The sequence below is a fragment of the Bacteroidales bacterium genome, assembly GCA_013314715.1.
Classification (GTDB): domain Bacteria; phylum Bacteroidota; class Bacteroidia; order Bacteroidales; family GWA2-32-17; genus Ch61.
On record JABUFC010000004.1, the window covers coordinates 48463 to 61870 of the forward strand.

At 33.6% G+C, this 13408-nt stretch carries 11 protein-coding genes; 4 read left to right on the plus strand and 7 right to left on the minus strand.

Translation table 11 applies throughout. The annotated features are described in order from the left end of the window. Positions 1 to 2 precede the first annotated feature (2 nt). The 4 genes from HPY79_01635 to HPY79_01650 all read right to left on the minus strand — a co-directional run bounded on the left by HPY79_01635 (position 3) and on the right by HPY79_01650 (position 5592). Complete coding sequence (locus HPY79_01635; GenBank protein ID NSW44518.1) at positions 3 to 3998, minus strand: choice-of-anchor D domain-containing protein; 3996 nt, start codon at positions 3996 to 3998, stop codon at positions 3 to 5. Between the two features lie 102 nt (positions 3999 to 4100). Further along, positions 4101 to 4730 (minus strand): HAD family phosphatase, encoded by a 630-nt coding sequence (locus tag HPY79_01640; GenBank protein ID NSW44519.1) that lies wholly within the window; start codon positions 4728 to 4730, stop codon positions 4101 to 4103. Positions 4731 to 4738: 8 nt separating this feature from the next. Then, complete coding sequence (locus tag HPY79_01645) at positions 4739 to 5146, minus strand: hypothetical protein (GenBank protein ID NSW44520.1); 408 nt, start codon at positions 5144 to 5146, stop codon at positions 4739 to 4741. Then, positions 5119 to 5592: a hypothetical protein gene (locus tag HPY79_01650; GenBank protein NSW44521.1), complete on the minus strand. Its 474-nt coding sequence runs from the start codon at positions 5590 to 5592 to the stop codon at positions 5119 to 5121. Before HPY79_01650 ends, HPY79_01645 begins: the two co-directional genes overlap by 28 nt. Before the next feature lie 11 nt (positions 5593 to 5603). Here HPY79_01650 and HPY79_01655 point away from each other — a divergent pair, with 11 nt between their 5' ends. Next, positions 5604 to 6038: a hypothetical protein gene (locus tag HPY79_01655; GenBank protein ID NSW44522.1), complete on the plus strand. Its 435-nt coding sequence runs from the start codon at positions 5604 to 5606 to the stop codon at positions 6036 to 6038. Here HPY79_01655 and HPY79_01660 read toward each other — a convergent pair. Continuing rightward, positions 6031 to 7059, minus strand: a complete 1029-nt coding sequence (locus HPY79_01660; protein NSW44523.1) for an OmpA family protein — start codon at positions 7057 to 7059, stop codon at positions 6031 to 6033. The two genes, HPY79_01655 and HPY79_01660, sit on opposite strands and share 8 nt — an antisense overlap. Before the next feature lie 93 nt (positions 7060 to 7152). After that, positions 7153 to 7740: a YqgE/AlgH family protein gene (locus HPY79_01665; GenBank protein ID NSW44524.1), complete on the minus strand. Its 588-nt coding sequence runs from the start codon at positions 7738 to 7740 to the stop codon at positions 7153 to 7155. Between the two features lie 155 nt (positions 7741 to 7895). Between HPY79_01665 and HPY79_01670 the strand changes: the two genes are divergently transcribed. Genes HPY79_01670 through HPY79_01680 form a run of 3 tightly spaced genes read left to right on the plus strand, consistent with a single transcriptional unit; the run spans position 7896 to position 11753 of the window. Next, on the plus strand, positions 7896 to 8597 hold the full coding sequence (locus HPY79_01670) for a polysaccharide biosynthesis/export family protein (protein ID NSW44525.1): 702 nt from the start codon (positions 7896 to 7898) through the stop codon (positions 8595 to 8597). 3 nt (positions 8598 to 8600) lie between these two features. Further along, positions 8601 to 11069, plus strand: coding sequence for a polysaccharide biosynthesis tyrosine autokinase (locus HPY79_01675; GenBank protein NSW44526.1), 2469 nt, complete (start codon positions 8601 to 8603; stop codon positions 11067 to 11069). 36 nt (positions 11070 to 11105) lie between these two features. After that, the gene (locus HPY79_01680; protein NSW44527.1) at positions 11106 to 11753 is read left to right on the plus strand and encodes a response regulator transcription factor; all 648 of its coding nucleotides are present in this window, start codon (positions 11106 to 11108) and stop codon (positions 11751 to 11753) included. Here HPY79_01680 and HPY79_01685 read toward each other — a convergent pair. After that, positions 11750 to 13405, minus strand: a complete 1656-nt coding sequence (locus HPY79_01685) for a S41 family peptidase (protein ID NSW44528.1) — start codon at positions 13403 to 13405, stop codon at positions 11750 to 11752. The two genes, HPY79_01680 and HPY79_01685, sit on opposite strands and share 4 nt — an antisense overlap. Positions 13406 to 13408: the final 3 nt, after the last annotated feature.

The window sequence follows — 13408 nt, forward strand, 5'->3', positions numbered from 1 at the left end:
TTTTATCGAAAAGTTATTATTTTCTTAATCACTAGTTCTTTACTGTCGCTTACTTTTAACAAATATAATCCTTGATTTATATTCAAATCAAAACGAAAAGGACTTGATTCGTTGATTTTTAATTGCTGTTGAGCTATTACATTCCCACTTAAATCGGTTAATTCAACCCAAAGTCTATCACCAACCGAATGATATACTTCAATCTGAACCTTATTGCCCAATCCTTGCCCAACCTGAACGGTTAATTTGTTATTATTTACGGTACTAAGCAAAGCTACTATTCCAAGCTCTTTCTGATAACCATCGTTGTCTATTTCAATCAATTTATAATAAATATAACCGATGGGGACATCCTTATCTTCAAGTGTATAAGAAGTAAATTCGTTTGTATTGCCTTTTGACAAAACCATCCCGATAGGAATAAAATGTTCTAAATCGTTTACAGAGCGTTCAATAGCGTAATGACTACAATTTATTTCCGAAGCTGTATTCCATTGTAGATAAGCCGTATTGTTTTTATACTCGGCTTTAAAATCAATCAATTCAACTGGTAGAGGTCCAATATTCGATTTGGCTATGGCAAAGTCTGAAAAAGCTGTTAATGCTTTTCTTTGGGCAGTTACCCAGCCACTTCCCATCGATTGATCGCTATTGTTATGTGTTCCTTCTGAAACCCAATCAAAACTACTGTTGGGGCGTTTAATAACCGCATGCGAGCTGGCAATAGGACCAGGATTGGTGTGTCCACGCGATGTTAAGCTAATATCGTAATTAAACGTACCTGCGTTGGGAGTAAAAGTCCAAAAACCATAATCGAGTAATTCGGTAAGTAGGCTCCCCGATATTAATAAGTTCAACGAAGCAATGTTGGTAGAAGTAACATGTGGATTAGTAAATTTTCCATCTATGTATGTTAAACCGGAAGAGCTATTAAGCTTGATAGTTCCCAATTCGTAATAGCTGCTGGAGCCTAATGGAAAATCGTAGGTGCCGGTAGAAGCTACATAACGACGTAAATTACCTGAAATGTAACTATTGGTGCTATGTCCTAATATACTTGTAGTGGAGGTATTGTTTACAATAACTTTATTGCTACCGGTAACAACTAAACCCTTTGTAAGGCTTAAAATATTGCTTACTGTAATATCGTTATTGAGCGAAAATGTATGGGTTGCGGTTGACTTATTAAGGGTGAGATTATAAAAATTGGCATTACCACTCCCAGAAAAGCTAGTATTTGCAGACCCTACAAGATTTACTAAACCATTTGTAAAACTAATAGTGCCGTTTTGAGTAATATTGCCATAGACATCCAAACGGCTGTTAGCGTGGTTCATGGTAAGTGTACGACCGCTTTGAATTTCAATATTGTTGCATTCGGCAGTGGTATATCCATAGGTTGATGGATTTCCTATGGTGGGTTCATTGGTAACACCTGATGTTGGAATTAACACATCTACAGATGAAGTAGGAATTTTAAAAGTGTTCCAGTTTTCGCAGTTGAACCAATTAATGTCAGATTGACCTGTCCATTTGCCATCCACATAAGTGCCAGCATCAATAATCATTTGTGGACAAGAAGTATTACCTTTATAATCAAAGCCTCCCGTAGCATAAGCTGTATTATCGGCATATGTATCCCAATTGGCAGTCCCGTCGTTGATTAAGGCAATCCAATCAAGACGGTTACGGGTGGTGCTTGAAAAATCAATAGCGTCAGGGTCATCAAACTTTACTTTTGCATTTCCAACTACATTGGTAGTAAAACAGTTCATATTTGGATATAGATTGCAAAATGTAGTGCCTCGATCGCTACCTGTTGGCGATGAAGCATTCCATCCACTTTCAGTCCAACCATACAAAACATTGCCGTTATAGGTGCTATGATGAGAAGTGGAATTGGTCCATGTACCACCTTGCATAATCCACATATCATCATCTGAATTAAGGTTAAATCCACCAATACTGCCACCAGATAAAGCACTTTTTGTCCAGTTGGCATCGATGGATCCACATGTCCAAATGTCGAAATGAGAACTTGAAGTTACATTTCCACCAGACACTGTCGATTCAAAAACAATAATAGTACCTTTAGGTAATGTTGTCCCGGTGCGAGTAATGGTTATAACTCCTTCGGTTCCGCCCCATTCACCTGCATATTGTCGTTCGTAACCATTATCGGTTATATATATTTGAGTTCCGGGTAAAATATCTTTAAAACAAACAAAAGCTATTTGATCGCAACCCGAGGTAGGCAAGTTGGTATTTACTGCAAGAATAGCTAAGTCACCAGGTTCGAGTATAGTAACATTACTAATATCGAAATTACTGCTGTTTACATCAGAATATCCCGATGAAGAAGCCGTCAAATAAAAGTTAGTACCAGAAACGGTGTGAATGATGCTTGAAAAAGTTGCTACACCGCTTGAGGCAATGACGCTAAGTGGCGAGCCGGTCATTGTGCCTGTGCTAATCAACGAAACAGAACCCGTAAAATTAATATCGACATTCCCATTTGCATCGGTTAACCCAACTTTAACGGCCGGGGTCATGGTTGCACTAACACCCGTGGTTGTTGGCTGTGTAATAAAACGTAATTCTGTACCAACAACGGTAAAAACATTTTGTCCATTGGTAGAGCTAATAGCTGTAAATGCCGCACATTGAGAGCCAGAAGCATCGGTAGTAACATTGGTGTTGGAAATAGTAAATACAAAATCATCGCCATCGTTATTGCTACCACTGTTGTTGGGGCTTGTTTGAACCGATAGTCTTAGTGTTAGTGTTTTTGATGTTCCATCGGCAATAGAAATAAGCGGTGAACCTGAAAATTGAATTTGATTTGTAGTAATTACAGCATCCGCAAGTTTTGTTGTGCCATCAAATAAAGCACAAGCTTGAATAGCGTCTGACCAGTCGTTCATGGCATTGCCTGCTGCTTGCGTGATGGTTATATTATTAATAATGGTAGCAAGGGCATCGGCATCGGTCAGGTCGCTTCCACCTTCGCGTATGGTAAATTGCCAAACCTGAACTCCATCGGAGGTAGTGTTTATACTGGCATCGTTTTCTAACGAAGAAACTGTTGTTGCTTCTCCATCTGCTGTAATAAAATCGGTTTCGATTGAAAGTGTTCCAGTACCTTGAATGCTAAAGTTGTATGGATTTTCGTCGGCATCGCTATTGGCAATGCTTATGGTTGCTGTTCGTAATCCGGCGGCGCTTGGATCAAAAGTAACTTGAAAAGTTGTGCTGCCCGATGCTGCAATGCTGTTTGACGGGATGGCTGTTACTGAAAAATCGGATGCATGCGTACCGCCAATTACCACATAGGGGCTTGCTCCTGTTAAATTCAATGCAGCAGTTCCTGTATTCTGAATAGTAAATGTGCGAACAACACTTCCGCTCGAAACGTTGACACTTCCGAAATCGGTATGGTCAGCGGTAGAGGGTGTGGCATCACCATTGGCAATGGAAATTCCATTCCCTTGGATATTAATTTCGGGAGCGGAGACGGCGTTCAGAGTAACAATAATATCATGTACATAAACTGCTTCGCTTGGAGATGATAAACGAAGCTTTGTAGAAGAGCTTGTGTTATAGGAATATGTGTATGTAGCACCTATGGTGCCAATTGCGCTGAATGTTGTAAGATCTTGCCATGAACTTCCATCATAATACTGTAATTTTAAGGTTCTTCCGGCAGCTCCGGCAGCTAAATGAACTTCAACTGTACCAACAGAGCTTAAAGTTGGTAATTCAACAATACCCGACGAAGATTTCATCTGTATTCTTCCAGCACTACATGTACCAGTAGCAGCTGCAGCATTTGCAACAATGCACTCTGTCATTGAAACGGTTCCAGCAGTAATAACTTGTGTGTAAGATCCATAACTAACATGATTTGTCCAGCTCTGAATATTTTCATTAATTTGACCTTTCCCAATAAAAAAGCCAAATAATAAAATAATTAATATTTTATACTTTAACATATTCATGTTTATACTACTACTAAAACGTTTAAAACTACACAAAGGTTGCTTTGTTATAGTTAAATAATTGTTAATAAATAAGGAAAACTATTTACTGTTTTCGGTTGTTTATTGTTTTTGGCTGGTAATTGGCATTAGGTCGGTCAATTCTTCTTTCAGCCAGTGGGTTTTAATATTTAACATTTTTGCTGTATCAATGTTTTCGATGCTGTCGTCAATAAACAAGGTTTCTTCGGGTATTAAACCTTGGTCGTTTAACACATGCTTGTAAATCTCAATGCTGGGTTTACGCATTTTGATTTCAAACGAAAAATATGCTTTATTAAAAAATTCATTGAATTTTAAACCACCGGTTGCTTTTTCGAAATCAATTACATAGTGGGTGTAATGAAGGTGGTTGGTATTGCTCAATAAGTAAATGCGGTAGTGGTTACGAAGATTTTTAAGGAGTTTTATTCGATGATAAGGTATATCGAGCAGCATAGCATTCCAAGCTTGAACAATTTGGTGAGTTTGAGTTTCGGGAGCACAATTTTGCTTAATATACATAATAAACTCACTATCGGAAATAAGTCCTAATTCGAATTGGTGTAATAAATGGGTGGTGTTTAAATCGGTGAAAAGTTTTTCGGGATGATGTAATTTTAGTTCTTTTAATGCATTTATAGTTCGTTTAGGGTCGATGTTAATGATAACGCCGCCAAAATCGAAAATGATATTTTTAACTCCGGTTAACATGATGTAGGTTAAAAATACTTGGGTTTAACGACATCAGATAAAATAACCGCTTTTTTTAAATCATCGTAATTAATTTTAAAGTTTGGTTCATTGTTTTCTTTAGTTTCGTTAAGATGTTTCTTGTTTTTGATAATTCTGTGATCGGAAATAATTTCATCTTCTATCATTTCAAGGTTTTCTGATGTTGTTTCTAATGAACTTGTCATGGTGGTAAAGGTTGTTTTTTCTATTTTGCTGGTTGAATTGCTTATGGGTTTTGTATAATTTTTTTGATCTGGGGTTTGAATGGTAGACTCTGTGTTTTTATTAGGTGTGGTTTGCGATGCCTGTGTTTTTGCTTTTTTCTTGTTGAAAACTACAAAAAGCACTATTCCTATAATAATATATACTATTCGTTGGATGATTTCTTCGTCCATGGCCAATGAATTTTTTTTATTGAAATGTGAGGCAATTTAATCTTTTTTCTTGACATTCTTACAATAAAATTGTCAGTATGTTTATTTTTATTGATTCTTTCAGCTTTTTTAAGATTTTTTCGCATTCTTCGATGAACTTTTTTATCGGTAGCAAGTTCTTTAGGTCTATCTACTTTTTTCCAAAAACGTTTTTTGGTTTTTATTTCGTTGTAGCTAGCAGCTTTTTCTTTTTTTCGTTGTTCTTTTTTAGCTTTGCGAACTTCTTTAGGTTCACGTTGAAAAATTTTTTTTATTGAAAAATGTGATTTATGCTTGGGTTTTATATCAATAGAATGAGGTTGTGCAATGGATTGCAAAGAAAAAAAAGTGATGCTTGCAAAAATAATAAATATGAGTCGTTTATAGTGGGGTTGCATGTTAATGTCTTTTGCGATATCTTTACTCAAAAAATTGAATCATGAATTTTTCAAAAATAATCATTTTTTTTATTATTTCAGCTGTTATTTTAACCAATGATAGTTGTCGTAAAAAGGACGATGTTGTTCCTTATGTAAGGGTAAATTTTACCATATTTTTAAGTGATCCTGATTTTAATACTCTCCAAACGGTTGGTAATAGTGTTTATGTTACGGGTGGTGTTTGTGGAATTATTATTTATCGAAGATCGCAAGATGAATTTTCTGCTATCGAGCGTTGTTGTTCTTATCATCCTTCCGATAGGTGTGCCGTTTTAGTGGATAGTACAAATACCAATGTACTTCAATGCAAATGTTGTAATTCTAAATTTTCGATATGGGATGGATCTGTATTGTCGGGTGTGGCAACTCGTTCGCTTACAACGTATCAAACTCTATATGATTCAGAATATAATTCGCTTAGGGTTTTTAATTAGCTTCTAAAATTTTAAATAATTCGTCTAACTTTGGTGTTAAAATTATTTCGGTACGACGATTTTTTGCCCTTGCTTCAGCCGTTTTTGCATTTTCTAAAGGAAGATATTCGCCTCTCCCCACGGCCGATAATCGTTTAGGATCTATTTTTGAGTTATTTAATAAGATTTTTAAAACAGCTGTTGCACGTTTTGTACTTAAATCCCAATTATCTTCAACAGCTCCATTGCCTTTAAAAGGGACATCGTCGGTATGTCCTTCTATCATTATATTAACATCGTTATTTTTTTCTAAAACAGCAGCCAAGTCTTTAATGGCTTTTTGACCTTTGGCATCAACTTCCCATTTGCCCGATTGGAAAAGTAATTTTTCTTCCATCGAAACATAAACTTTGCCGTTTTTGTTTGTAACGGTTAAGCCATTGCCCTCATATCCTTTTAAGGCTTTAGCAACTTTTTCTTTAAGTGTTAAAACGGCGGAGTCTTTTTTATTCAAAATACCTTCGAGCTCAATGAGTCGTGCATTTTTCTTTTCGAGAAGTTCAGTTTTTGAATTTAATTCTGCTAAAAGCGAATCGACATTGTATTTCTTTTTATTTATTTCTCTTTCCATAGCTTTTAGTTCATCTTCTTTCTTTAGGAGCGATTCCTGCAATTGTTGTAACTGTGTCAACAACTTTTGATTTTCGCTGGTATTTTCGAAATTTTTCTTTTTCAGCAAATTATTCAGTTCTTCGTTCAATTTAGTCATTCGGGTTAATTGCTCTGTTTGAGTTCTCATGGCATAGCCTTTAGACGCTGTATCGAGGTTTAATTCGTTGATTTGTTTATTAAGTTTATCGATAAGAGTTTGCAATTCTGTTATTTTTTCGCTTAATTCTTTGTTCTGATTTTTTAAATATCCACGTTCGTCTTCGCATTGTTCGTTTTTCGATTTTAAGTCTTTATATTGTTTTAAAGGAACGCATGAGAATAAGCTTATAGTAGAAATAAAGATTAAGATAATAAATAAATTTTTTGTCATAATACAGCAGTTTTTGACAAAATTAACGTTTGTTCTTTATGAATAAAGAAAGCTATGTAAAAACATTTCAACAATAAAATGTTAAAAAGAAAATTAGTTTAATGATGGGTTAATAGGCACATTGAGCCAAAAATGATATTTTCGGTCGAGTTGAATTACACTTCTTTTCCATAGCATACTTGGATCTTCTTCGAAAATATGGCTTATAGGAAAATGACTAACTAACCAATAGCCTTTTTGAAGTTCTTGGTTAAGTTGATTTTTGCTCCAGCCAGAATATCCAACAAAAAATCGGACGTTTGATTCGTTAATTTTATTATTTTTCATTAAGGTTAGTAATTCTTTTATGTCGCCTCCCCAGAAAAGTTCATTATTAATGGATTTTGAATTTTTGATAGGATATGATGAGCGGTATATGAAATGTACTGTATTAGTAGCAACGGGACCACCAATGTAAACGGGTGTAGAAAAACCTTTGAACATAGGTAGTAGTTGCGAAATTATGAATCCAGAAGCTTTATTTAAAACATATCCGATGGTGCCTTCTTCGTTGTGTTCAGTTAAAAGTACCACCGAGCGTCCAAAAATTCCGTCGTTTAGTAAGGGTTCAGAGATTAGGAACTTACCAACCGAAGGTTCAATATTGTGCTTAATACTAAATATATTAGGAACCTTATTCATAGTTAGCAATTTTAAGTTATTATTTGTAAGAATTTCGTATTTTTGAAAATTATTTTAAACATTCTCTTTATATGCAATTATTTTGCCATAAATTAAATTTCTGTATTTTTGTCATAAGTGCAGTATTTTTATTTTCATGTACTTCGCAGAAAAAAATGATATATTTACAACATTTAAGCGAAACGGACAGTTTACTCCATAATTCTTATGGCGAAGAAACATACAGAATTCAACCTGGAGATGTGATATTTGTCCGCATATCAAGTTTAAATAAAGAGATTAACGAAATTTTTAATTCTTCCGATTTTGTAACTAGTTCATATATTAACGAAATTTCCTTGTATTACAAGGGCTATTTAGTTAGTGATGAAGGTAAAATAGAAATGCCTGTTTTAGGAAAAATTGATGTTGCCAATAAAACATTAAATGAGATTCAGCAATTGATTCAATATAAAACCATGGAGTATTTTAAAGAAGTATATGTAACAGTTAAATATGGTGGGTTTAAAGTTACTGTTTTAGGTGAAGTAAGACATCCCGGTGTTTTTTATTTTTACAATAACAAAATAACTTTACTCGAAGCCTTAGGTCAAGCAGGCGATTTAAATGAGTTTGGAAATCGAGAAAACATTTTACTATTAAGAACAAGTAATAAAGGCATTGAAAATAAACGCATCAATTTATTAGATAAAAATATTATTAAAAGTCCATATTTTTATTTACAACCTAACGATGTTATTTATGTTGAACCTATAAAAACTAAAGCCTGGAAATTGAATTCGGCAAACGTTTCTATTATTCTTTCGTCAATAAGTACGCTTATATTAGTTATTAGTTTTGTTTTAAAAATTCAGTAATTCATGGATCCAAATATTACACAACTGCAGCAACAGAATAATGAGAATATAGATATTCAGAAGTTCTTATTAAAAGTGCTGGCAAATTGGTATTGGTTTGCATTAACAGTTTTTATTGCCATTAGTATTGCCTATTTTGTAAATCGTTATTCCGATCCTGTATATAAGCAAAGTGCTTATGTTATGGTACAAGACAAAGAAAATACATTGTCGGGTGGTATTGAAAATATTTTAGAAGAACAAGGCATTATTCGCCGAACACGCAAAAAAGTTGTTGAAAACGAAATAGCTGTTATAAAGTCATATAAATTAGTTTACGAAACCATAAAACAATTACCCGAATTTCAAATAAACTATTACTCTGTAGGACGTATTAGAACAGTAGAACGATATAAAAGTTGTCCATTTACTGTAATTACAGATACTTCAAAAAATAATTTATATGGTGTTCCCATTTATGTTAAGTTGCTTAACAATAATGAATACATATTACAAATTGATAAAGATAAGATTTTAAATAAAAAAATGAAGTATGGAGAATGGTATCGAAGTGAAAATTTTACTTTTTGTTTATTACTCAACGAAGGAATTGATTTAAAAACAGTCAACGAAAATCAACGACAATACTTTTTTGTAATAAATGATATTAAAGAAGTAGTTAAAAATTATCGCAACAAAATATCAATTGCAACAACCGATAAAAAATCGACAGTTTTAGAAATATCGACTAATGGTTTAGTGCCGCAAAAAGAAGTAGATTTTATTAATAAGCTATTAGATGTTTATATTCAAAGTGGGCTTGCCGAAAAAAATCAGATAGCTCAAAATACTATCAATTTTATTGATCAGCAGTTGCTCGAAATAACCGATTCGCTGCAAGTAAACGAAAATAATTTAAAGAATTTTCGTCAAAGCAATAATTTAATAGATATATCTAAGGAAGGTAGTGCTTTATACGAACGTTTAACCGATATACAAAAGCAAAAAAGCAATTTGTTGGTAAAAAAAAGTTATTTAGAATATTTAAAAAAATATTTAAGCAGTAATTCTGATTTATCGCAAATTGTAATACCTTCATCGCTTGGTATAGACGATCCGGCACTGATGGAATTGATAAAGCAACTTATTAGCCTTTATCAGGAAAAAAATACATTTTTGATTACTGCAACTGAAAAAAATCCGGCATACGAAGCTGTAATGAACAAAATAGCTCAGACTAAGAAGCTGCTATTGGAGAATAACGCTATGTTGCTTCGCTCCACAGAAATTAGCCTTACGGAAATAGATAATAATATTGCTAAAATAGAAGAAGGTTTTAAGCAATTGCCTGCAACCGAAAAAGAACTTATAAATATTCAACGAAAATACAAACTAAACGATCAGATTTATACATATTTGCTTACAAAAAGAGCCGAAGCAGGAATAGCTAAGGCTTCTAATATTCCAGACAATAAAATATTAGACTATGCTAATATAGATACAAAAGTACAAATATCTCCGAAGTATTCGCTTAATTACATGATTGCCATAGTGTTAGGCATTTTATTTCCATTAATCGTGTTAGTTTTAATTGATTTTTTTAATACCACCATTACTGATATTAGCGAAATAGAATCGAAAATTAAAATTCCTATTATCGGTTTAATAGGTCATAATCATAAAAATCAAGATTTTGTGGTATTTCAATCGCCAAAATCAACCATAGCCGAATCGTTTAGAACCATTCGAACCAATATTCAATACCTTCATCCCGATAAAGAAATGTCGTCGCATGTAATTGCTATTACCTCTACCGTGAGCGAAGAGGGTAAAACATTTTGCGCTTTAAATATAGCTTCTGCACATGCACTTTTAGGTAAAAAAACCGTAATTTTGGGATTAGACCTCAGAAGACCAAGAATTCATGAAACCGTTAATGTTAGCAATGTTATAGGTGTAAGTACATATTTACTCGGCTCAACTTCATTAGAAGAAATTATTATACAAACCACTCAAGATCATCTTTATTTTATCCCAACAGGTCCAATTCCCCCTAATCCAGCCGAATTGCTTGAAAGTAAAAAAATGCAACAACTTATTGAAACGCTTCGTGGAATGTTTGAAATAATTGTTATAGACACCCCACCTGTGGCTCTTGTTACCGATGCCTTATTAATATCGAGATATGCCGATACAAACATCTTTGTTATTAGACAAAACTATAGTAAAAAGAATGTTGTAGGATTCTTAAATACAATTAGCAAAAGTTATAGTCACACTTTACTAACCTTGTTGATAAATGACGTAAAAATAAATTCATATTATGGAAGAGGCTATAATTATTATAGTTCATATGGATACGGATACGGATATGGTTATGGCTATAAAAAAACAGGCTATTACGACGATGAAGAAGATTTTGAACCTAAATTTACCTTAAAACGATTATGGACTATTTTGTTTCCATTTAAAATAACAACTAGAAAAAAATAATTATATTTGTACCAAATATCGCTATCTATGAATACTATTAACGTATATCTGGTTGATGACCACGAAATATTTAGAAAAGGTTTAAAGTTACTCCTACAAGAAGTATCTTTTGTAAATATTATTGGAGAAGCTGCTTATGGTGATCAGTTTTTAATAGAACTTCAAAAAGTTCAGCCAGATGTAGTATTTATGGATATAAAAATGCCGGGTTTAAATGGAATAGAAACTACAAAAAAAGCATTAGAAAAATATCCGGATCTTAAAATTGTGGCTTTGAGTATGTATGGCGACGAAGAACATTTACAGGCAATGCTTGATGCTGGTGCTAAGGGATTCTTACTCAAAAATGCCTCAAAAGAAGATTTAGAGCGTGCTATTATTACCGTCATGAATGGTAAAAATTATTTTTCAGAAGATTTAATTTCATTGCTAGCAAGTTTATATATTACACAAAAGCAATTAAAGGATACCGAAAAAGAAATACCTAAGTTTTCCGAACGAGAACTTGAGGTTTTAGAACTTATTTGTAAAGGCTATACGAGCGTTGAAATTGGTGAAATGCTTGGATTAAGCAACCGTACGGTAGATGGACATCGTGCTATTATGATGGAAAAAATTGGGGCAAAAAATACAGTACAATTGGTTACGTTTGCTATAAAGAATAAACTAGTTAATATTTACTAGTTTGAAAGAACTTTCTTGTAAGCATCAGGATTGTTTAGAATTTCTTTGGCTTTAAACATAACAGGATCGTTTCGTAACATGGCTAATATTCTTCCTTTTTGAAAGTAATAACGTTCGGCAATTTCTTCAAAAAGTAATTGTTTAATTTCTGTTTCAAATAACTTAAAATCGTTTTGTTTGGTGAGTTCTATTTCTTTTTTTAAATGTTCTACGTCAGTTTTTGCAATATCGTAATATTTGTCTTTTCTGAGCGATTCTGCTAATTCTTCAATCAGTTCTTCGCTTTGAGTGGTATAACTAAATTTTTTTAACGACGCAAAAGCAATAAAATCTTGGTATATTTTATCATTAATAATAATGTTATTTAATCCATTCATGGAGGGATAAGTAGCATAAAATTGATTAGCAAAGTCGAAAATAATATGGTTTTCGATTAATGCCATTGCAATAGGACTAAGTTCTTCGGGTTGTACTTCTTTGTCGGGTGCAATACCACCGCCATCAAAAACCGTTCGGCCAATTTTTGTTTTAAATGGGTGCATAAGTGAATCGGGTATTTTTCCAACGCTTCCATCGGGATTGCGATGCGAATAATCAATGGCCTGAATACATCTGCCTGAGGGTGTATAGTATTTTGCAGTGGTTATTTTAAGTTTTGCGTTGTAGCTTAAATCGCGTGTAGTTTGTACAAGCCCTTTACCAAATGTGCGTTGGCCTATTACCACACCACGATCGAGGTCTTGCATTGCACCAGCTATAATTTCTGAAGCAGAGGCAGAGCCACTATTGGTTAATATGGCAATAGGAATTTCGATGTCGAGCGGTTGAATAGTTGAATAATAGTCTTTGTCCCAATCTTTAACACGACCTTTGGTGCTAACAATGAGTGTACCTTTAGGAACAAACAGACTCATAAGGTTTACAGCTTCCATTAATAAGCCACCCGGATTGCCGCGTAAGTCAAGTATGAGTTTTTTTGCCCCTTTTTCTTTTAGTTCTTTAAATGCATTTGCTACTTCAGTAGATGCATTTTCGGTGAAATTTGCTAAATAAATATACCCTATGTTGTCGTCTATTAGACCATAATAAGGGACATTCTTTATTTTAATTTCTTCTCGTTTAATTTTTTTAATTTCGATGATATTAGAAACAGCTTTTTTTACTTTAATGGTTATTTCAGAATTGGGTTGTCCTTTGAGCCATTCGCTTATTTCGCTAACATTTTTTCCTTGTACACTTTTGCCATCTATTTCAAGAATAACATCGCCGGGTGATAAATTACTTTTTTGAGCTGGATAACCTTCGTAGGTTTCCGAAATCATAATCTCTTTATCGCGTTGCATAATGATAGCACCAACGCCTCCGTATTGACCTGTAGTCATAAAACGAAAATCTTCAATTTGCGATTCGGGTATGTATATGGTATAGGGGTCGAGGGTGCTGAGCATGGCATCGATACTTTTTTTTATGACTTCAGAAGGTTTAATTTCATCGACATAATAAACATTTAATTCACGGAATAATGAGTAATAAATGTCAAGATTTTTTACTATTTCAAAATCGACATCATCGTTAAAAGCGAAAAAAACAGGAAATGATAAGACAATAAAGCTACCAATAATCCATTTTTTAATTTTACTTATTTTTTTCATATT